Source organism: Bacillus piscicola (assembly GCF_022458745.1).
GTDB lineage: Bacteria > Bacillota > Bacilli > Bacillales > Marinococcaceae > Alteribacillus_A > Alteribacillus_A piscicola.
Genome location: NZ_JAJJJF010000017.1, coordinates 1 through 21,398, shown reverse-complemented (window position 1 = coordinate 21,398; position 21,398 = coordinate 1). Strand labels below are relative to the sequence as shown.

Genomic DNA, 21,398 nt, shown 5'->3' with positions numbered 1-21,398 from the left:
TAAGTAACAATTTTTTTAAAAAGTGTAAGAAATACAATATAACGTGGTTGGAGGCCTAGAAATTGAGTAACTTGGATCATTTTACGGTTTATTACCTAAATTTTGATAAAGTCTTTGAAATAGCCATGCTATTAAACAATGAAGTTGATGTTTCTAAAGAAAAAGATGAGAACAAACAACATACATCAAAAGTTACAGCCAGAGTCGGAGCAATGCTTAAAGCTATTTTTGAAGTAGGAGGAGAAGGATCTTACGAATATGCCAAAGCATCTAGTTTGAGAAAAACTGTTGAGGTTAAGTCGACTAACTCAGTAATTTTAAGAGATGTTATTAAAGAAGTGAAATCAGAAGGTGAAACAGAGGAGTTTAAAGAAGGACAACTTGTTATTATTAGGAATGTAGACTTAAGTATTCAGAACGAAGAAGAAATGAGACAAATGAAGTTGATTAAACAAGGAATTCTTGATCGTTTCACACATGAAGACATCCCGATTGGCGAAATACTAAAGTCTTTAGTTTCAGATTATGCATATATCTTGACTGCTAAGAGTGAAGGGAATAATTACTTAATGAAAATCCCTTCAGAAGTAAATAATGAATTTGAGAATAATTATACTATTGACGATTTGGTTATGGGTAAAGTTACATTGATAGGCATTTACAAAGGGCAAAAGAAAATTAATGATTTAACAAGTACTTTTAATTACCTGAAACAAGGCGGTAATTCGTCTGTTGATGGGAATGTTAGATCGTCTGATAGAAGTGAAAATCCAGAGAGCGGTGATGCAGATGATACAAATTATCACTATATCGATACTCTCGCCATAATTCAAGAATTAAAGTTAGGGTGATAAGGTATTAATGTCCATTTTATACACTTATAATAAAGCTCATTTTCAAAAGTATAAAAAAGATCAAGAAAAGCAGAATGTCAAGGTAATATCATTTGCTCTCGTCGAATTAAAGCAAAACAGTTTAGAAGAAATACTAGGCCATAAGCAGGTTGATCTTAATATCACAGGAATCGTGCAAGCTATAGATCAAGGTGGTTCATTGTATTTAGTGGAAAAACTGTTCTACTTACTAGACGAATTTGAAGACTTAAATTTTGTTATTGACGAAAAATACGCTGATTATGCACTAGAAGTATTAGGAGTCTTCTTTAGTACAACAAAATCAGTTACATCGGGATACAATGAAGCAGAGACGAGCAGAAAGCAATCTAAATCTGCTACAAGCGTTAAAACGATCGTTAATTCACGAAAAGATAAAATGGACAAATTGAAAGATCATATTAACATAAACTTAGTTGGACATTTTGCTTTTAAAGAGGATCTAATAAACATCATCCAATCTTTTAGATTTTTCAATAAAAAGTTAAAAGATCACCCCATTTTATCAATTTTTCTAGTTGGCGGTTCGGGCCTTGGTAAAACAGAGGTGGCTAGAATGCTAAGTAACTTTTTAGATAGCCAAAGTACATTAGCGAAAATAAACTTTGCAAATTATAAAAGTGAATCTTCATTAGCAAGCTTGATTGGAAGCCCACCTGGATATGTAGATAGTGGGACAGAGAGTGATTTTGTAAAGAAGATTAAAAGAAGTAAGGCTGGCGTTGTACTGGTTGATGAATTTGAAAAGGCTGATCAGGCTGTTCACAATTTTTTTCTTCAGTTACTTGAGGAAGGGAAATTTGATGATGCAATGGGAGAAGTGCATGACTTAACTGGTTATATCATCATTTTCACATCAAATCTTAATGTAGATCAATATAATAACTCCTTATCCCCCGAATTAAAATCTCGTTTTGATTTAGTAACACACTTTGAAGTGCTGTCATTAGAAAACAAGCATTTGTTTGCAAGGCGAATCTTGAACGATTATATTCGCAGAGCTAAATTACAGCTTTCTGATAAGGATATAGAAATACTTATTGCTAGAGTGAATTTAGAACAAGAAAATAACTTAAGAAATATTAAACGGAAAATAAGGCTACAACTATTTGAGTACATAAATGAAAAGGATTTGATATAGCTAATATGCTATGCTGCATTACAAGCTTTTGATCTATTTCATGCCATATTAGGAGGTAATTAATATGCTCCCATTCTTTACGGATCCATACCCAGATGAATTAATCTATTCAGCTATTGCTCGGTACCACTTTTACAGTGGTAATATCGATTATAAAGATACGTTGGAAGAAGTATTTCAAAGTCGTTCTATGATACCGAGTGTTGAGATTGGCAGCCATTTTCGTGATTTGGCTAAACAAATGGGAGAGTATTATTCTGTAGAGTATCTGCTAGCAAAGCACACTATCTATCCATTTTATGCTCCTTTTCTTTCTGAACAGCGACAGCAGGAGATTATAGAAGATGTTCAAGGAGATGGAAAAGGGCTTTATACAAGGCTAGGGATGGTTGCAGGAAGCATTTGCAAGAAAGATGGATTGTACTATTGTCCGCAATGTGCTCAGGCTGATATGGATAAATACGGTGAACCATATATACATAGAGAGCACCAATTACAAGGCATCGATCTGTGCGCGCATCATTTGTTGCAATTAAAGAAATATCCAGCTGATTTTAAAACACAAAGTCGAATTGAATTTATTCGCTTTGATGCAAAAAGAATGGAGTTTTCCATTTTACAGGGTATTGGATATCCAGACTATTTTGATATTCGAGTAAAGTTAGCAAGAATGGCATATCAGTTATTGAACACTGACATATCGGCATTCTCACGTGAAATCATTACATATAAATACAGGACGCTACTTAGAGAAAGGGATTTGATTACTACCTCAAACAGGGTAAGACAGAAAGAATTATTCTACGCGTTTCAAGCTAAGTTTCCCAAAGGATTTCTAGAAAAATATGAATCCGCTTTAATAGAGCACGACGAATACAACTGGCTGAAGGTTTTAACTCGTAATGTAAAACGTCATGTACATCCATTGCGCCACCTATTCTTCCTATATTTTTTAGAAGAGGACGTAGAGACGTTTTTACAAGTGACTGAAGATGCGGGACCTTTCGGTAAAGGTCCTTGGCCATGTCTAAATAAGGCAGCTGGTCATCGCAAGCAATTTATAATTCCTAATGTAAAGATAACAAGAGATTTTAAATCAATTGCGCCTATTGGTACATTTGAGTGTTCATGTGGCTTTGTTTATGCTAGAAAAGGTCCCGATAAATCTGATGAAGATAAATATCGTATTGGTCGTGTAAAAGCGTTTGGAGACGTCTGGGAGGCTAAATTACGTGCTTTAGCAAACGAGAGGGAGCTAAGTATTAGATCATTAGCCAAAATGCTTGGAGTCGATTCTAAGACTGCAAAAAAATATTTATCCAGGGATGATGAGCAAAAAGAAAGGCCCGAAGATAAGGTGAATACTCCAATGCTAGAACATTATCGAAGTCAATTACTTGAGGGAATGCGGCAATATCCACATTATTCAAGAACGCAAATTAGGCAACGTTTTCAAAAAGAATATATCTACTTATATCGCAATGATGAGGAATGGTTATTTAAACGGTTGCCTGTCAGTCGAACGAAAGAAACACCGAAATCAACGGTGGATTGGGAAGCGCGTGATCGTGAATACCTATCGAATGTGAAAAAGATGTATGAAGAGCTTATGATGATAGATAAGCCTGTTCGAATCACTATTTCGATTGTTGGAAAGCGTCTTGGAATATTATCGAACTTGGAGAAACATCTTGATAAGCTGCCACAAACGAAAAAGTTCTTATATGAAGTCACAGAAACGACGCAGCAATTCCAAATCAGACGTTGTTGCAAGATTATAGACCAAATATTGCAGGAGCAAGAACCTGTCAGGTTATGGAAGGTGCAACGCATTGGTGCAGTGAAATCACATCACTTTCATGAAATTAGACCGCATTTAGAAGCGTACATGCAGCAGAAACAGGAAGTGGATAAGGATGAGTACACAACAGGTTAAAATGAAATGGCCGTTTCGGAAGGGAGAAAAAGCGAGGCTAATTTGGATTGGGGATCCCTTTCGTTACAAAAATAAAATGATGCTACATGCGTATTTTATGGCACGGGGAATAACCAAAAAATTACTATTGGATTGGGGGACGTTGCCTTGCTTTGCTATCCAGCATTTTTATAGTGATGGTGTAATCACCACAAGTCAGCCACCACAAGGGGCACGGGAAGTAGACATTACAATCTATCCGGACAGAGTAAGGTATTATGAGAAGCCCTGGAGCATTCAGGGGAGCGATGATACTGCAATTTCTCGAAGTTTCACCTTCTCCTTTAATGATAAAAATGTCATTCTGCCAGTTATTGAAGCACTGCGCAGTATTTTAGCACCTAATGGTTTTCTTTTATATCGCTTGTTTGAATCGAATTCATTTCCTCAATTTTTCACCGAAACTTACGAACCAAATAACATTCATCTTAGCTTTTCAACACTGTATGAATTGAAATACACCAAAACAGCTTTTATTTATCAATTGGTGTGGCTGTTAACGAACCGTGATTTGCGGCAAGTATATGAAAGTATCGCCTTTACGTGGCTGCAGAAAAAGACCTTGATGTTTGACTGGAGCTTCACGCAACCGATTACAGTAACTGCCCGCATAAAGGAAAACAGTAGTACGTGGACGGTATTACAAATTGTTAATGTAAAAAATAAGCATATTCCGTATGATAACATTTCCATTTCACATCCGGAAATACAAGATAAAGAGAGGTCGAAAGAAGCGAAGAAATATACATATCGCTCTTTAAATAAAAAAGATGGGGTAGAAGGTCTCGCATTAGATGAACAGGTAGATGGGTCCACTAAGGACTTTGACTTTGTGCAGATGAATCAGTTGAGACATGAATATACTTCCGTGCCAAAAATCAACCGGATGAAACGTGGCTCTTCAAAACAACGTATGGAAGAGGATGAAAATACAAAGAAATACTATGGCGTCAATGATTCCATTCGTTCTACAGCAGATGTTGGAGGCCAGCAGCTTGCAAGGGGATTGGAGCATCAAATGCTACACGAAATCCAAGCGCAAGGGGAATTACAGAACTTCATTAATGTCTTAAAAATATTAGAGCAGTTTCCGGAAGTAAAAGCGATTCGAGCTTTTACGGATGTGTTGCCAGAGGGTTCCGGAGAGCGAAAATTTACAAAGCTTAGTGACGGCGTTACAAAAAGACGATATGTGATTGCTAAGGTACGTATGATGAATGGAGGACTATTCAACGTCATTGAGGTAGAACGTGAATACCGTTCCTTATCCACACTTATTTTGTCCTCACCTGACAAACAAGATTGGAGTACAATCAATAATAATCTGCTTTTGGATCTTGTCAATGCTAGTGGTACTTGGACTCGTAAGTCATTAGCATACTTTGAAACCGAGGGAATTAACATAGCAAAAGCAAAACATAGTGGTAAAGGGATTCGAAATTGGGCTAGAATTTTATTAGGTAAGTTCTCATAATGGTCTTATCCCCTTTACTTCAGAAATTGAGATTGAAATGATTGATACCGCAAGCTATTTAGGCAGTAGTGAAATATTTTTGAGGCAAGCCTTTCCATGATAAGGAGGGAAAGTGATGGTGGACCTTTTAAATAGCATTTTAGCAAGTATAATTGCAACAGTTGTTGTTGGAGTAGGAGCTTATAAATATATAATAAATAAAAAGTATAAAAATGAAGGAATAACACAAGAAAAAGGAAAAAACCAAATTGCTGTTCAAAAATCAAAGAAAAATTCTATTAATATAGGTGGTGAGGGATCAGAGAATGGGAAAAGAGATAAATCAAAATAATGCGTTAAATCAAGTAGCATTGATCAACTCTAAGGGTAATCAGGTAAACATAGTTAACAATCCAATTGAATATATATCTATGCTGATTGAGCAAGGGAAATTTGAAGAAGCGGTCGGGATTCTCAAAGAGGTTACGGATCAGGTTGAAAAGCTCCACCCTCTTTATCCTCATTATTCATTTACTCCTGTGAATATAGGGTCAAAAATTGCGTTTGAGCATCGTCCTGCAAGTAAAGAAGTAGCTAAAAAGTACCCTTTGCATTTTAAAGGAAGTTTTTCTATTACTGAGGGACAAGCAACGGAAGGTGAGACTTTTGAAGATTTGGTAACTCGAAAATATTTTTCTCAAGAAAAAATAAGTATTGATATGAAATATATAGAAACATGGATTGGAGATGAATTAATTAATAATGAATTCTCACTAGAGCACCACGCAGTTGAGGAAGGGGAATGGTTTATTGTTCCCGAAAAGTTACCTTTCTCAATTAAAGCTAAATTAGTACTGGTGGAAGAAATAGAGAGAGTATTGGTGGATTACTTGGAGCTCAGTATTACCGAGGTTGATAATAAGAGGAATCGAATGGTGATTAGCAACATTCGCCAAGAGAATTCTCCAGTGGTTTTGAGCTTGATAATGCCGAATATTTTTGTGCATGACTCTCCAACTGAGGAAGAAAAAATAAAGTTCAATATCAGGGTACGAGAAAGTTTTGAAAGAAATGTCAGGGCCGAAAAAGTTTTTTTAGAATTTCTTAAATATGCGAGAAAATGTTCGGAGATGAGGTTAATCGCTCTTGAAACTCAAAATATATTTTTTTCATCAAAAAATGTAAGGTTGGATGATTCTCAAGATATTCAAGGTTTGAATGAGAGATTATTACTACTTTCAGAGCTCACGCGAATAGAGGATGAATTTGACATTAGATTTCAATTACCAGATATCATGGGGGATGAAGATTATGAAAAAATTGAAGTTCTTAAAGCAGTAATTAATAAAAAGGAAATAACATCTAAAATCGAGAATTTCAGTACAAATTTTGACGATAAAGATACTGTTCAAAAGTTTATAAACGATGTAGAAGACAAGCCTTTAATGATAACAGCCAATGAAAATAAGGTATTTGAGTTATTTGGGGTTCCATTCAAAAATATTGAAGCTAAACATACATTTGAAAACTTAGTTGTGAAAAACCCAGAGCGAATAAAAAAGAAATTGGAATATTTCGATGAAGGAGATACTATTAAGGTGGAACTAAAGCCAGGCACCAAAAATTACTTAGTCACTCTCTACAGTGTGAAAACTTGAATATTGCTTGACCTTATAGTTTAAGGCTTTTATGTTTCCCTTAAACCCACTTTTACAAAAAAATAGCAGGTAGAACGGTCTGGTCGCTTTCCGTGACCACGGGGAACAAAGGACGAAAGAAGCGATTCTTTCGGAACTACTTCTTTTTCTATTATTTGCCTTTATTCCCGTCATCCTTCACCTTCGAAGATGACTGTTTATCAAGATTCCAGTTTCAAATATATGGAGAAGCCTACAAAGAAATTGCCGAATTCATGGATTTCTATAATCAACGCCGCATCCATTCAAGCATTCTGGATTTATCTGCGGCGGGCCCCCCCGTCCGTATTGGGAGAAGCGATGGGTTCGTGGTACACTTTGCATGCGGATGGCCAAGTCCTGTTGAGAGATCTCATGAATATCCGAAGCAGTCGGATAGCATTGTAAGGTGTTTAATGAAAGGCTGCCATAAAGGTCACTAAAAACTTTTTGATGTTCCGGGAAAATCTGATCCAAAGCAGCCTGGAACTGAAGTTTGATATTAACATAGCTATCCGTCAAAGCACTGTGCTGCCGGGATAAATGACGAAGGTTCAGGTATTGCTCGGTTTCCTCTGGAAAACTTCCAGATCCTCTTTATAGTAAAGCTCACCCAGATGGAATGCATCAACTTTGTCCGTTTTCACTTTACGCAAACTGGTTTTTTTGGCTTTATAGGAAACCACTGGATTGATCAAATAATACGTTATGCCATGCTCTTCAAGAAATTGGAGCACAGGCTCATAATAGTGCCCCATGGATTCAAAAGATTACTGCCGGAGGTTGTCCGGAAACCTGTTCCACTTCCTCGTAAAAACGATAAAAAGCGTGAAGACCTTGTAGATGGTGTTCAAATTTAAAGCTTTGTTTATAAGCTTTTTTCTTTTCTAAAAAGGCTTGGACCTGGCTTTCTCCTTTTGCGATATCAGGCCGATGACAGGATCCATATATGACTGCCACTCCTTTAATAAATAGATTTGCCGGTGAGCTCCTCAAATCACTTGTAGTTTCATAGCTTCACTTGTTATACGGGATCGTGTCCCAACCAGCCTCAAACATGTTTCGACAAGGAGGGGTGGACAGTATTACGGACGGGATCAGTGTCCCACGGGCCAGATCGTCCTACCCCGGCTCCCTCAAACATAAAACCTATTAAAAATAGGTCAACCAGAAATGACTGGCTGACCTTATAATATGAACGGGCAGGATAGGAGTATATGAATCGCAGTTAGAATTGTTTAGGGGAAATTTGATGTGGCTTATTAAGTTTTTTGGTTTTTGGTCAACGATTGTGAGCATAGGTATTTGTTTTTATAATTGGCTTGGCTATGATGTCGAAAATATGTCGCTTTATTTATTAGGCCTTCCTAACTTACTTTTACATATATTACAGGAGCTATTTCCTGACTTAAAGGCATTCGCTGAAAACGGATTATACTTTGATATATAATATTAACATAACATATTATTTATTGATTGGTGTGATTATCGATTTTGTAATCAAAAAATTAATCAATAACTAATCATTTCTTTTTACCACAATCGGGCAGTTAAATGGTGGGGAATTCCATGTCACTCGGTACAAAACTTTTCTCGGCTGTTTTATCACCCTTTATGTAAACAAAGAGGGAAGACATGAATAATTATATTCACGATTTGCCCTAAGGGTTGTCAGTATGACAGCCCTTTTAACATTCATAATAAATTATTGTATCCTGAAATGATTAACTTTTTATTAACTTTCCGTAGAACTAAGATATGTGAGTTATAATTCATGATTCAGGAGGATGTGTATGGGACATAGAATTCTTCTCGTTGAAGATGATCCAGAAATCGCTTTTATTATAAAGGACACGCTTGAAGAAGAGGGATTTGCCGTCACAATCGCTACGACTGGTGCAGAGGGATGGGAAGACTTCCAAAAAGACGACTACAGTCTTGCTATTGTGGATCTCATGCTCCCAGAAATGGATGGCTACCGATTGTGTGAACATATTCGCTTCAAAAGTACGGTGCCAATTCTCATGATTAGTGCAAGATCGGCTGATGAGGATAAAGTGAAAGGTCTCTCATCTGGAGCGGATGACTATCTTACTAAACCATTTAGTCTGGAGGAGTTAACGGCTCGTGTGCGCTCTCACCTGAGAAGACATTATCAGTATCATTCCGGTCTCGACAAGAGAGATGTGATAGCTTTTGAAGGGCTAACGATTATTCCCTCCAGTAAAGAAGTAAAACGAAAAGGAAAGATCATTGATTTAACGGGGAAAGAGTTTGAGTTGTTGTATCTTTTTGCTTCCAATCCACATGTCGTCTTTAGCAAACAGGATTTGTATGAGCATATTTGGCATCATCCTGCATCAAGCGAAGGGGAGAACACCGTGACCGTCCATATTAGAAAGTTACGGGAGAAATTACAGGATCATTCAAGACAACCCACTCTGATTAAAACGGTATGGGGCACTGGCTATAAGTTTATTGGGGAACCGCTGTTATGAAACTAAAATATTGGCTTTCTCTCACCCATTTGATTGTCATGTTACTGCCTGTCATTGGGGTCATCCTTCTCATCTGGATCATGGAGCAGGCAGAGCAAAACCGCATGTTAGAGGAACATTTATCCGTGATTGAAGACATGCATGAAGTGGAAGGAAGTCTTCAACATCCCGCTTTATACGAGGAAGCTGACAGAGAGTATGAGGAACTGGAGCAAATATTACCGAATGACGTTGATGTCACCCTATATTCTCCCACAGGGTATGTTTTATTTTCTACATTCCATCTCCCATCCAGTTCTTATTTTTATTCACGGGAAAATTTGTACCAAAACCTTTATGAACTCGACAGGAGATACAGTAGCTATGCTCTGAAAAATCCAGTTTTTTCCGCAGGACAAATCGCGGGAGTTTATGAAATAGTAATCCCACGGACAGCGTGGGTGGCTGAAGCCAGAAGTTATCGTGGGTTGATCATCGGGGGTTTTGTGATTGGTGTTGGACTTTTTTATGTTCTAATAATGTATTGGTTAAGCCGAAAAGTGACCAATCCGTTGTTTCAATTGATGGAACAAATAAAAAGAGTGCCAGAAGGCAGAGCATTAAAGGATACTAATATTCCCAAGCAGAACGATGAAGTTGGTCATCTCATTCAAAGTTTCGAACAAATGGAGAACAGGCTGCAGAGTGCCCAAAAAGAACGTGACAAAATGCAAGAAGAAAAGAAACAAATCATGGCTTCTATGTCTCACGATTTGAAAACCCCTCTTACAACTATACGAACGTATGCGGAAACTTTGCAAAAACGTCAGGGAAAGAACGATGATCTTTTTTTCACATCAACGATTATACAAAAAGCAGAACAGATGAAACGGTTAATCGAAGACCTACACACGTTTGTACATTTACAACGAAAAGAACATGTCAATAAGAAGGTTGAAGTTGATGTGGAAGAGCTGTGCGATATGCTCTTTTCTGGTTATGAAGAATGGTGTCTATCCGAAGGCATTCATTATCATTCGGTCAACCGTGCAAAAGGAAGATTGATGGCAGACGTTTCTCATTTGACAAGAGTCATCGACAATTTGGTTCACAATGCAATGACTTATACGTCTAAAACAGGAACGATTTTAACAACCGCTTTTCAAACCATAGATGATGCTCCAGACGATCTATTCAGAGAAGCACTGGAGAGGTTGAATAAAAAAGGTCATGGATTTTGGATTGTCGTGCAAAATGATGGGCCCACAATGAGTGAGGAAGACAGTATTCTCGCCTTCGAGCCGTTTGTGCACCTACCGCAAAAAGGAAAGAAGGATTCCATTCATCACTCAGGACTTGGATTAAGCATTGTCAAGCAAATTATAGAAGAACATGGCGGGACGGTTCAAATGATCCCATGTCATCAAAAAGGAACAGTGATTGCTGTATGGCTTCCTAAAAAGTAAGGAGGAACAGAGAATGAAGGTTATAAAGTTTGGTGTAATGATATTAGCATTCTGTGCTGTTGTTGGATGCGGAAATGGTATGGAGACATCTTCTCCTGAAGAAATGGTCTCCAACGCACTTACTGAGAATGAAGAGGGAACGGCCTTTTATATGGAGACCGTCATAGATACGTATATTGATGGAGAATTAACAGAAGAGCTTTATGCGAAAGAATGGCATTTTCCGCAAGAGCAAGGCTCGAAAAATCGGAAGGAATTGACAAGAGGTGATGGAACAACAAAGTATATTGTCAGTGATGGAGAAACGTCACTGTCGTATGAAGAAGGAGCAGAGGAAGCCACTCGAAATGAAGTGATTCAAATTGAACCGACCAATGAAATGACACAGAGACTGCAAATGTTGGAAGAATATCAAGAAACACATGACATTGAGTTTGTCGGGGAAGAAGAAGTCAACGGTCACAACACGTATCATCTTGTACTAGAGACGAGAAACGAAGAGGCTATCAACGAGGATATGGAGGTATGGATTGACCAAGAAAGCTGGTTTTTGATGAAGCAAGTTCAACATATGGGAGATATTCGTTTAGAGTTTGAAGTATTAGAACTCGATACAAACCCAGACGAAGACGAGGAATTGTTCGCTCTTGACCTACCAGAAGATGTGGTGATTGTCGATGCTGCCGACCAAGAATTTGATATGGACGAAACGGTAGAAGAATGGAGTATACAAGATGTAGAAGAGTATTTTGGGCAATCGGTACTAGTTCTTAATGAAGAAGAATCCAATGTTCAATTATCTCAAATTGAGCATATACAACGATCATTCAATGGAACGGAAGAAGAGGAGATCATTTTTACGTATACGCAAAATGATGAGCCTTGGCTAGAAATGAAAGTGGATGAGGCTGAGGGAAACCAAGGAAATGAACCAGAAGAAGTAGAGATCCCAGGAAGAGAAAATCATACAATTCGTGGGAAGGAAGGTCATTCCACCGATATGGATACGCTACGCTATATTACCTGGTCTGAAGACGGTCTTCAATACAATCTTTCTAGTTCTCATCCAGAAGGGACAGTGGAAGATCTCCTTTATGCGGCGGAACAGATGGAGCTATCCTCTGATTGATTGTCAATGTGAGGGGGAGGAAGGTTGTTTATGTTTAGGGAAAATCAAAAGAATCTTGATGAACAATGCATCATGTATAAAAGCGAGAATTTTGTTATCAGCTCTATAATGATGAGCGTAGGCAATCTATCAACGTTTGACGAGTATTTTTAAGTATGTTTTTCCTAATCTCTCTACTAAATACAGTTAGTTTAGAACTCGGCTAGGTTATTTATTTGGATACTTTGCTCATGAAATTTTTAGTAAGAAGGAAACAATCCTTCTTAAATAGCTATCTTTCTGAAATAAAGGACAAAAATGGAATAAAGCCTAGTGTCTAAAATCGAGGAGATATTGTGGAAGATCCTTCTCAAAGATAGTTGGATATTTAGGTTAAAAATAGATACAGATTAAAATGGTGAAGGGGAATATGTTTTGATTGCAGAAATGTACAAGCGGCGGGAGAAGCTGGGATGGGTATTTTTAGGATTTGTTATACTGATCATCGTAGGGTGGGTGCTATTGCAGACCCCCGAAACAACAGGGGAGTGGCTGGAAATGCTGTTTTTTCTATTTCCAATTGGCCTCGTTTTCACTATTATTCTTATAAGTCGCTCGCAGTACAATAAGGTAAAAGACTTTCAGATTCCAAATTCACAACAGCAGATATTAAATCTCAATCATGTAGTAATAAAAAAGGATGTGGCCTTAATCCCAAGACTGTTGCTGTTTGAGAAGGATGGAAGATTTATCGGCATGGTAAAACCGCTGAAAATACCTTGGTGGATGTATCCAATCCTTATTCTTCGTAATTCGTTTATAGAATTCTTTCCGTTATCGTACTTGTTTGTAACACATGATGGAAAAACCCAATTCACATTCCAAAAAACAGGCTGGTTGAAGAAAGTGAAGCTAACGATTATTAACCAGGAAAATGAAAAAATTGGTACATATATACAGGAGGAACTGAAGGCTCTATTCCATATTAAAGGACAGTTGTTTAACGAAAAAGAAGAGCCGATTCTCTCCATCAAAGCATCAGGTTTTTCTGGAGATTTTAGTTGGGTTGATGAAAAAGGTAATCAATGGGCTTACTTTTATAATGGTAAGTTTCCTCACGAATACACAGACATATTCAGGGATACGCATAATGATATTGTAGAATTGTCGGATAATCTTTCCAAACAAGATAAGATCCGGATGCTTACGGTGATTGGGTATTTGTTTATGGCTCGGATAAAACAGTGAAGGCAGATTACATAGGTGTAGAAAATGCTTCATGATAAAATTGAAGGGAATAAAACTATAGTTTCAACGGTCGTACTGGCATTTTTATCAATGAATATAAGTGTAGATTACGAAAGCAATAAAAAATCTGCTAAAAAAGGATTAGTGATTTCATTTATCACTTTAGCGTTAATTAGTATTATCGTAGGCACTTTCACCTCGCTCAGTGAAGGATTTTCTACAACAGATGGCATTTTGACAGGAGTCATATTTTTAATATGTGGTTGTATTCCATTCCTTTTTCTTTTTTCCTTAAGGGAAAGAAAAGACGATGATTCCGAATGATGCCGAAAAAACAAAGAATCTTTTGGGGGATTATTTACTTAATTTTAATTCCAATACCCTTACTATATTTTTATTGGGGTAATATATCAGGTTTAATTGGCGGTGTTTTCTTTTTGTATTTAGCTTATTATATCTTTTTTAAAGGGCATTCGAACAACATCTAAATACCAAATTTCATACCCTAATGACTTAACTATCTTACGCAAACGGGCGCTTTTCCGCAACACGGATTTGCGCCCATTCAATAAAAGAACCTATTCGATGAATTCTCACCTGCTTTTTTACAGCTGTTATTCAACCATTCTTGTGTTTACATATCCCAGTAAGATAAGGTAGCCTATCACCATGACTGCGAATAATATCTTTTCACTACTAGGATAATTAATTAATCCTCCAGCTAACATAACAAGTCCTATTAACAAGCTATACGAGCCAACTATTTTCGCTAGTTTATCTTGTTCCTTGACACGATTTTGATTGAATCCAGATAATATCCATGTCTGCTTTTTTACGCCTATCAGATAAGCTATGACAAAAAGTACAATTGCAGCGATTATTAACAGTTGATTCATTTTTACACCTCTCTAAATTAGTTTCTTAAATTTATTTTCTTCTTACAATCAAAGGAACTATGTAGTAAGAAAGAATGAATGTGATTGATAAGTAAATAAGTAAATGACTTATCTTAATCGAATATTCATTAAGGATTTGTTTCGAAAATAACAAGTACACAAAAAGTATTAGATTAAAAATAGAAAAAGTTTGCAGGGAAGCATGTTTAATGTTGTTATTAACCCTTTCGTCATACTCAATTTCGTCACTTGCTTCTTGTTTCTTCACTCTGAACCATTTTGCACTTCCCACTCCAATAAGAAGACCAACTATTAATCCCCATAGTATTTGCCCTGTGATTAGGTACACAATCCCAAAACTTACAATCGAGCCAATTATTATCGTTAAAAAATTAAATTTCATCGATTTTATCCACCTCTTTTTTGGTTATTCCTCTACCCAAAATAATTCATCTACTGGACGTTCTAAATGCTTACTAAGTAGCAGGCAAACTTTAATTGTCGGATTATATTTCTGTGCTTCAATCAGGCTCATTGTTTGTCTTGTTACTCCAACTAATTTTGCAAATTCTCCTTGGGTTAAATTACCTTTTTCAATACGGGCTAGTTTCACCTTATTCTTTACTGATATCTCCTTCAAATTATTTAATCACTCCTTTTACTTACAATCTAATTGTAACATATAATTTACATTTTAAAAGTATAATTTACATCTATTTAAAGATAGTAACTAGAATCAACAATGATTCTAGTTACTGGATTCTACACGGTAATCTGAATCCTCGAAATAAATAATGCGACAAAAGGGCGCTATTGTTGAAAAAGAAGTAAGGGGTTGATACAAACTGATATGTATCAACCTCTATTTTATAAGACTTTCTACAAAGTAGGCTTGGTAATGAAATAAAGTTCAATAATTTATAAAAAAGTTTGATGAAAATAACCCCCCGGGATAGTTAGATTAGTATCCCTTTAGGGGGTTATTTGGCAGGTCTCCTTCTGCAGATTGTTATACTTTTATCTTAGCATCGGGAAAGAAATGATAAGGATGGAAATTCACATCAACCCTTGTAATACGATGTATAAGATTTTATACTGGACCTGTATTTCAGTGAAAGGGAAGATTAGATGATGGATAAAGAAATGATGAAGGGTAACATTGATCTGATTCTGCTGTCATTGATTGCGGAACGGGATTTGTATGGGTACGAAATGACAAAGAAGCTGAAACGTTTGAGTAACGAAGCGTACAGCATGAGTGAAGGAACGCTCTACTCGGCGCTGAAACGGATGGAACGCAAGGGCTTCGTGACTTCGTACTGGAGCGCACCGGAAGGCGAAAGACGGAAAAAATATTACACGATGACCAAAGAAGGCGGAACCGAACTCGAGCGTAGGCAAAAAGACTGGGCATCGCTTCATAGTCTGCTTCTTAAGGCTAGTAGAGCGTATGACACGTAAGTTGGAGGTTTATGTGAAACGAATCGCCGCACAGACTGACTGCAGCCGCTCCGAGCGGGCCGACTTATATGAGGAGATGCTGACACACGTTCTGATGCGCCGAGATGAAGAAATGGAAGCAGGAAAAACGGAAGAGGAAGCGGAGGAGGAGGCGATGAAAATGTTCGGGAAGGAAGCTCATATCGGTGACAGTTTGCAGCAGGCGATGTTTCCATACCGACGGGAGCTGCTACTCTTACTTGCCTTGCTCGGTTTTTTATTTACATTCGGGAAATATATAACGGTGCTTGTTCAGGAGCAGACAGCCCTTTGGTATCTTCTCGTTGGAACGGTCGGGCACTCTGCTGTATTATTTTTCGCATTGAACCGCACGTTTGCCGTCAATCGAAAGCTATGGCTGGCCCTTGCTTTGGTTTTGAATCTTCTGTTTCTTCTTACCCAATGGCAATCATGGACTTATTCCAGTTTCTTAAACCCGGCGCGTCCTTTGATGATACTGCTCAACTTGTATCTTCTGTATCGGACCGCATTGACGTATGAACGGCAGAAGGAACATAAAATGTCCCGGCGCCTTATCCATATCGTCAATATTACGCTCTCTCTTGTGGGTGGTCTGGCAGCATTATATATTTATCTTGTTGCCATGGGATTTGGCGCGTCCGCTGCTATTTTGTTACATGTGTTCATTCCTATGGCAGTATGGGCGGTACTTTATACGGTTCAGATTCGGCTGCTCCCCCATTATCCGAAACTGGTGGTTGGAAGCCTGATTCTGACCGTTCTCATTCTCGCGTCCGTGTTCTGGCCGCTCATCGTTCCATTTGTCATGGGATTGTTCGAATAAGGAGGCAATTAAATGAACAAAAAAGGCATGCTTATTGTATTCGGTTTCATTGCTGTCGTGACGGCCGGGCTTGCCGCGGCGGGAGGCATGGTGGAATCCAGTGAAAACACAAAGCCGTCTTTTACCGGCGAATACAACATCGGACCGGATGGACGTCTCGCTTATGTGATGGAATCAGACGACAGACAGGAGCTGTATGTGAAAGGGCGTGAGGGAGAAAGTCTAGGAGTCTACACGGCCGGGGAATCACAGAAACTGTGGAGTCCGGTGTTCAATGAAAACGGAGATTTGTCCGTTGTCGAAACGACCGGTTACCCGGAAGCTCCTCCCGGTAAACAAGAATTTCAGCTTGAATACAGCGATATTCATACGATTTCTGCGGAGGGGGGAAAGGTAGAAACGGTTCTGCAGGCGCGTGGTGTCATCACGGATCTTGTGAAGGATCCGGCACGAAAGCGCTTGATCATCAATGGTATCCACCTCAGTACGCAAGGGGAGCCGGAAGAAGGTTTCATGCCTTTCTCATCAAGCTTATATACTTTGAAGCCGGACGGCGATTTTGAAGAAATACGGTCGTTTGAGACGTATTCCCCAGGTTCGCTGAGCATAGCAGAGAACGGAAAAAGGATGCTCATGGTGCTGGCCGACGATTATGAAAACGCCACGCCGGATTCGATGTTTGAAGCCGTGCAGCGGATTTATGAAATGAACATCGAAAAGCCGGAGGAGATGAAAGTTATATCCGATAAAAACAGTAAAGTCCCGATCAGTGAAGTAGTGTGGATGGAAGATAAAAATAAACTATTATACCAGACAATCATGAATTACGGGGAAGGCGGCTTGTATGAGTACGACATGGTATCGTATGACCGTGCATCCGGAGAAGAAGGAGACCGCCTTCACATCAATGATTCCGTACAGCATGCGCAGCTCAGCGGAGATAACACACTTTTATACTATGTGAAAGAGACAAGCGAAGCGAACCAGTCAGAAACTTTTGAACTGTTCCGGTATCATCTGGAAAGCGGGGAAGAAGAGAAAATGGAGCTTCCCCGCAATAAGAGATAATAGGTAGATAAAAGTAAATATAGGGAATCAGAGTTATTCCATTAACGGGTGCTATAACCTAATAAATTGTGCCTGAATTGGTCCATATTTTTTAATTACTTTTTGCTTGCTCCCTCCGTTACGTCATAGGCTAATATAAAATTATAACAATATTGATGGAGGGGTAATTTTATGGAAAAACATGAACATGTTTTCACTATTAGTGAGTTTGGCAAGCGCGCAAGAACAACAGTAAGAACGTTGAGATTTTATGAAGAATTAGGGTTACTAATACCGGCAAAGCAAAATAGGTCTGGTCACAAGTTGTATGGGTTTGAAGATTTAGCGAAATTGCAGCAAATCCAGTCTTTAAAGTTTTTAGGCTATTCATTACAAGAAATCAAAAGTTTAATGGATAATAAATCGGATGATTTCAAGCAACTTGAAGAATCATTACCATGGCAACATAAACTCCTTACCGAAAAGAAAAATGAATTAAATCAAGCTATTGAAGCAGTAGAGCGTGTACAATTTCTTTTGCAGGAAGGAAAACCAATTACATGGACAATTTTAGGTTCACTTCTCTTTCAGATGGAAAATGAGCAAGATCAAATAGAATGGGTGAAAGAATACTGTTCAGAAGAAGTCGCCGAACAATTTTCTTCACTCCCGAAAGAGCAGCGACTGCAAATGGATATAGAAATGCTAGATTGGTTAACGGAATTGAAAAAATTAATTCGTGATGGAGCTTCCCCGCAATCATCTGAAGCATTAAATCTGGCTGTGAAATTGTCTGAGATTACAATGAAACATGTTGAAAACAAGGAAGATGCAGCAAAACAAATACAAAAAACACAAGAATCAATGGAGGGTGACACAATGGACTTTAAGTTACCTAACATTTTTACACCTGAAGAGGAAAATTTTTTAGGGGAAGTAGTGAAGTACATTAAATCTGATTATGGAGAAACTAAACAGGATAATAAGAAAAAATAAAATCCTTTACAATTGTAGAAACAGTGATTTTTACCGCAATTAACGGGCGCGATTCTCGAACTAGGGTTGGGTTGTGCCCGTTTTAATTACAGAGACTTTTATCTGTTTCCACAATTACTCAGGTATACATTTCGATTGTTGAATAAAGGTAGTATATCCTGACCATACTGGGATCAAGTTAATTGATTCATAGTTTGGAGTGTGAAAAACATGCTGTTGTCGGAAGCGTGGGAAAAGTACCAGTCTGATAAAAAAATTGAAGGATATTCCCCCTCTCACTTTGAAAATGTACGGTTTTCAATACAATCTTTTAAAGCGTTTTTTCGATGATATTAAAATGAGTGGGATTACAACAGAAAAATTGAAACAATACTTAGTTGAGGCGGGTGGACATTTAAAAGCCTCCAGTTTGGGGCATCGCATACGTTTCATTAAGTCATTGCTAAAGTGGACACATGAGGAAGGATATATTCTAAAAAATCCAGCTGCTAAATTAAAAGAACCTAAGTTAGGTCAACGAATCCCAAAATTTCTTTCCAAACATGAGATTGAACACCTCCGCGAAGGATGTCATACACCAATGGAAAATGCTTTGTTTGAGTTTTTTATTCTACTGGGTGCCGTATAGGTGAGGTTGCAAAATTAAATAGGGATGATATTAATTTCATGGGAAACTCCGTAATTGTGCACGGAAAAGGGGATAAAGAAAGGGAAGTTTATTTTAATATACGCTGTGCAATTTGGTTGAAAAGGTATTTAGAAGAACGTGATGATGATGAACCCTGTTTATTTGTTACAGAGCGTAACCCTAAAAGACGTATGAGCGTCGATTCGCTTAGATACACCGTTAAACGTATTTCTAATCGAGCTGGAATCAAAAAAACGATTCATCCTCACCAATTACGTCACAGCTATGCAACACATATGGTCGACAATGGTGCTCCACTTGAAGTGATTCAAAGCCTTCTAGGTCATGAAAAGAGTGAAACAACAAGGATTTACGCTCATCTAAGTGGGAAATTAAGACACGACTTTTATAGCAGTATTTTTAGAACAACAGAAACATTTATGTTACCGAACATATAAGATATAATAAGAGCAAAGCTTAATGGAGGTGTGTTATATGTCCATCCCCGAAAGAATTATAAAGGAAATTGACATGTTGAGTGAACAAGATAGAAAAAAAGTACTCGACAAAATCAAAGAAAAATATATGGCTACGGATGTTCTTATGCTAGGCGAAAATTACTCCTGGTGGGATAACGAGGAGGATGACATATACAATGAGTAGTAAGATGAAGCAGGGCGATGTTTGGGTGGCAGATGTTCTTTTTAAAGGAGCACGTCAAACTAAACAGCGCCCTGTTATTATTGTTGGAAATGAATTAGCTTTGGATGCAGATGTCATTATTGCACCGGTCACAAGCCAAATGGCTAGAAATCAATTTGATGTTGTTTTGGAATATTGGGAGGAAGCAGGATTATTAAAACCGTCTGTTGTGTACTTCAAAAATCACTTCTGTTCACGGTTCTGAATTGAAGCGTCATATTGGCAAGTTACATAACCATGATCTTGAGAGAGTACTTAACATATGCAAAAAGTTATTTTAGTAATGCAATTTGTTGTTTTTAGTTCTGCAAAAGGGCCAGATTGTTCAAGAAGAATTTGTTAAAGTTAAATTATAAGGAGGTCTTTTAAATGCAGTGGTCAGAAATAAGTTCACTATTAATTATAATTTTGTTATTAGGTTGGGGCATTAGTTTAATGCGCCAAAACAGTGCTTTAAAAAAAGAAAACCTAAGGCTTTTAAAGAAAACTGGAGAATATGACAATATGAAAAAAGAAGCACAAGAAACATTAAAAAGCTCAACAGAAGTAAAGACTGTAAAGTCATTAAGAGAGAAATACGGTTTGTCATTGTTAGAAGCAAAAGAAATCGTAGACTCAGTAAAATGACAGTTATCAGCTAACGGGCGCAATTGCGGCATAAATCATTGCGCCCTTCACGCCATATAAGGGCCATATAATGGAGTAAGGCTAATTGAACTAACTGGCAGGTTTATGTAATAGAAATTGAAACTCTTTAAATGTTTTAAACGTATTTCTTATGTATACTTTTAACTGGGAGGGTTAAATTTGAAAGTCATATTTTACTTGTTTGTCTTTGCTGTAGTTGTTTTTGTAAATATTGGTGGATTTATACCGTTTCTAAAGGTTGATGAGGAAGATATAGAAAGAAATATAAAGCATCTAAAAAGACAACAATGGTTCCAAAACTACCTTAATGACGAAAAATATAGGGAACTAATCATCCATAATAAAGATGTCCGTCTAGTAATTGGGAAATTCAAAAATAACAAACTTGGTAGGGTTTCTTATCAGGAAAAGTGTCAAGAAAAATTACATAAAACCTTATTAAATAATATCGCCTGAAAAATAAAATTTATGAAATAAGCCACTTAAACTTAAAAAGGTATTCGTTTAGTGAAACAAAACGTGTACTTATGAATTTCCGCAATCGGGCGCAATTGCGGAATAACATACGTAGAAATGATCAAACTTTTTTATAAAAATTGTATACGACTTCACAAATAATGAATCCATTTTGATCAATCTTTTTTCCAAAATGGATTCTTCTGTTTGTGGCAATATACAGGTTTGTGAGGTATTTTTGATCGAACTTTATTTTAAAGCTACAAAAAATTTTGCGAAGATA

At 37.5% G+C, this 21,398-nt stretch carries 22 protein-coding genes and 2 pseudogenes; 20 read left to right on the top strand and 4 right to left on the bottom strand.

From position 1 onward, the window contains the following. Positions 1-62 precede the first annotated feature (62 nt). The 6 genes from LOR49_RS16365 (at position 63) to LOR49_RS16340 (ending at position 7,120) form a co-directional block, all read left to right on the top strand. Entirely contained in the window at positions 63-851 is a 789-nt protein-coding gene (locus LOR49_RS16365; protein ID WP_240378026.1) for a hypothetical protein, read from the top strand. Positions 852-861: 10 nt separating this feature from the next. Continuing rightward, the gene (locus tag LOR49_RS16360; protein WP_240378025.1) at positions 862-2,034 is read left to right on the top strand and encodes an AAA family ATPase; all 1,173 of its coding nucleotides are present in this window, start codon (positions 862-864) and stop codon (positions 2,032-2,034) included. A gap of 64 nt (positions 2,035-2,098) precedes the next feature. Beyond that, on the top strand, positions 2,099-3,970 hold the full coding sequence (locus LOR49_RS16355) for a TnsD family transposase (protein WP_240378024.1): 1,872 nt from the start codon (positions 2,099-2,101) through the stop codon (positions 3,968-3,970). Continuing rightward, entirely contained in the window at positions 3,951-5,483 is a 1,533-nt protein-coding gene (locus tag LOR49_RS16350; RefSeq protein WP_240378023.1) for a Tn7-like element transposition protein TnsE, read from the top strand. Before LOR49_RS16355 ends, LOR49_RS16350 begins: the two co-directional genes overlap by 20 nt. Before the next feature lie 115 nt (positions 5,484-5,598). Then, positions 5,599-5,814 carry a hypothetical protein gene (locus LOR49_RS16345; protein ID WP_240378022.1) on the top strand — a complete coding sequence of 72 codons (216 nt, stop codon included), beginning with the start codon at positions 5,599-5,601 and terminating at the stop codon, positions 5,812-5,814. After that, positions 5,789-7,120 (top strand): hypothetical protein, encoded by a 1,332-nt coding sequence (locus LOR49_RS16340; RefSeq protein WP_240378021.1) that lies wholly within the window; start codon positions 5,789-5,791, stop codon positions 7,118-7,120. The genes LOR49_RS16345 and LOR49_RS16340 overlap by 26 nt, the downstream gene beginning before the upstream one ends. Positions 7,121-7,477: 357 nt before the next feature. Here the strand turns inward: LOR49_RS16340 and LOR49_RS17810 are convergent. After that, a pseudogene (locus tag LOR49_RS17810) lies at positions 7,478-8,085 on the bottom strand (IS110 family transposase); the annotation flags it as partial. A gap of 846 nt (positions 8,086-8,931) precedes the next feature. Here LOR49_RS17810 and LOR49_RS16330 point away from each other — a divergent pair. The 5 genes from LOR49_RS16330 to LOR49_RS16310 all read left to right on the top strand — a co-directional run bounded on the left by LOR49_RS16330 (position 8,932) and on the right by LOR49_RS16310 (position 13,761). Further along, positions 8,932-9,636: a response regulator transcription factor gene (locus tag LOR49_RS16330; RefSeq protein WP_240378019.1), complete on the top strand. Its 705-nt coding sequence runs from the start codon at positions 8,932-8,934 to the stop codon at positions 9,634-9,636. Further along, positions 9,633-11,081 (top strand): HAMP domain-containing sensor histidine kinase, encoded by a 1,449-nt coding sequence (locus tag LOR49_RS16325; RefSeq protein WP_240378018.1) that lies wholly within the window; start codon positions 9,633-9,635, stop codon positions 11,079-11,081. Before LOR49_RS16330 ends, LOR49_RS16325 begins: the two co-directional genes overlap by 4 nt. A 13-nt stretch (positions 11,082-11,094) precedes the next feature. Beyond that, complete coding sequence (locus tag LOR49_RS16320) at positions 11,095-12,210, top strand: LolA family protein (protein WP_240378017.1); 1,116 nt, start codon at positions 11,095-11,097, stop codon at positions 12,208-12,210. Positions 12,211-12,624: 414 nt separating this feature from the next. Further along, positions 12,625-13,437, top strand: a complete 813-nt coding sequence (locus tag LOR49_RS16315) for a hypothetical protein (protein ID WP_240378016.1) — start codon at positions 12,625-12,627, stop codon at positions 13,435-13,437. Between the two features lie 24 nt (positions 13,438-13,461). Beyond that, complete coding sequence (locus LOR49_RS16310; RefSeq protein WP_240378015.1) at positions 13,462-13,761, top strand: hypothetical protein; 300 nt, start codon at positions 13,462-13,464, stop codon at positions 13,759-13,761. 290 nt (positions 13,762-14,051) lie between these two features. Here the strand turns inward: LOR49_RS16310 and LOR49_RS16305 are convergent, their stop codons facing one another. From LOR49_RS16305 to LOR49_RS16295, 3 genes are read right to left on the bottom strand one after another with little or no spacing between them, the layout of a single operon-like run. Then, on the bottom strand, positions 14,052-14,333 hold the full coding sequence (locus tag LOR49_RS16305; RefSeq protein WP_240378014.1) for a DUF3784 domain-containing protein: 282 nt from the start codon (positions 14,331-14,333) through the stop codon (positions 14,052-14,054). A gap of 31 nt (positions 14,334-14,364) precedes the next feature. Continuing rightward, positions 14,365-14,736 carry a DUF2178 domain-containing protein gene (locus tag LOR49_RS16300; protein WP_240378013.1) on the bottom strand — a complete coding sequence of 124 codons (372 nt, stop codon included), beginning with the start codon at positions 14,734-14,736 and terminating at the stop codon, positions 14,365-14,367. A gap of 24 nt (positions 14,737-14,760) precedes the next feature. Next, the gene (locus LOR49_RS16295) at positions 14,761-14,973 is read right to left on the bottom strand and encodes a helix-turn-helix transcriptional regulator (protein WP_275899717.1); all 213 of its coding nucleotides are present in this window, start codon (positions 14,971-14,973) and stop codon (positions 14,761-14,763) included. A 488-nt stretch (positions 14,974-15,461) separates the two neighbouring features. On the opposite strand from LOR49_RS16295, the gene LOR49_RS16290 reads away from it, so the two are divergent. The 9 genes and pseudogenes from LOR49_RS16290 (at position 15,462) to LOR49_RS16250 (ending at position 21,115) form a co-directional block, all read left to right on the top strand. Then, positions 15,462-15,794 (top strand): PadR family transcriptional regulator, encoded by a 333-nt coding sequence (locus LOR49_RS16290; protein ID WP_338021159.1) that lies wholly within the window; start codon positions 15,462-15,464, stop codon positions 15,792-15,794. Positions 15,795-15,807: 13 nt separating this feature from the next. Then, positions 15,808-16,638 carry a permease prefix domain 1-containing protein gene (locus LOR49_RS16285; RefSeq protein ID WP_240378012.1) on the top strand — a complete coding sequence of 277 codons (831 nt, stop codon included), beginning with the start codon at positions 15,808-15,810 and terminating at the stop codon, positions 16,636-16,638. 12 nt (positions 16,639-16,650) lie between these two features. Next, on the top strand, positions 16,651-17,706 hold the full coding sequence (locus LOR49_RS16280; protein ID WP_240378011.1) for a hypothetical protein: 1,056 nt from the start codon (positions 16,651-16,653) through the stop codon (positions 17,704-17,706). A 171-nt stretch (positions 17,707-17,877) separates the two neighbouring features. Next, complete coding sequence (locus tag LOR49_RS16275) at positions 17,878-18,681, top strand: MerR family transcriptional regulator (protein WP_240378010.1); 804 nt, start codon at positions 17,878-17,880, stop codon at positions 18,679-18,681. Between the two features lie 210 nt (positions 18,682-18,891). Next, positions 18,892-19,767: pseudogene (locus LOR49_RS16270) on the top strand (tyrosine-type recombinase/integrase). 37 nt (positions 19,768-19,804) lie between these two features. Further along, a complete protein-coding gene (locus LOR49_RS16265; protein WP_240378009.1) occupies positions 19,805-19,972 on the top strand; it encodes a hypothetical protein in 168 nt (55 codons plus the stop codon). Continuing rightward, positions 19,965-20,216 carry a type II toxin-antitoxin system PemK/MazF family toxin gene (locus LOR49_RS16260; protein WP_240378008.1) on the top strand — a complete coding sequence of 84 codons (252 nt, stop codon included), beginning with the start codon at positions 19,965-19,967 and terminating at the stop codon, positions 20,214-20,216. The genes LOR49_RS16265 and LOR49_RS16260 overlap by 8 nt, the downstream gene beginning before the upstream one ends. 164 nt (positions 20,217-20,380) lie before the next feature. Beyond that, positions 20,381-20,638: a hypothetical protein gene (locus tag LOR49_RS16255; protein WP_240378007.1), complete on the top strand. Its 258-nt coding sequence runs from the start codon at positions 20,381-20,383 to the stop codon at positions 20,636-20,638. Between the two features lie 180 nt (positions 20,639-20,818). Then, the gene (locus tag LOR49_RS16250; RefSeq protein WP_240378006.1) at positions 20,819-21,115 is read left to right on the top strand and encodes a hypothetical protein; all 297 of its coding nucleotides are present in this window, start codon (positions 20,819-20,821) and stop codon (positions 21,113-21,115) included. Positions 21,116-21,398: the final 283 nt, after the last annotated feature.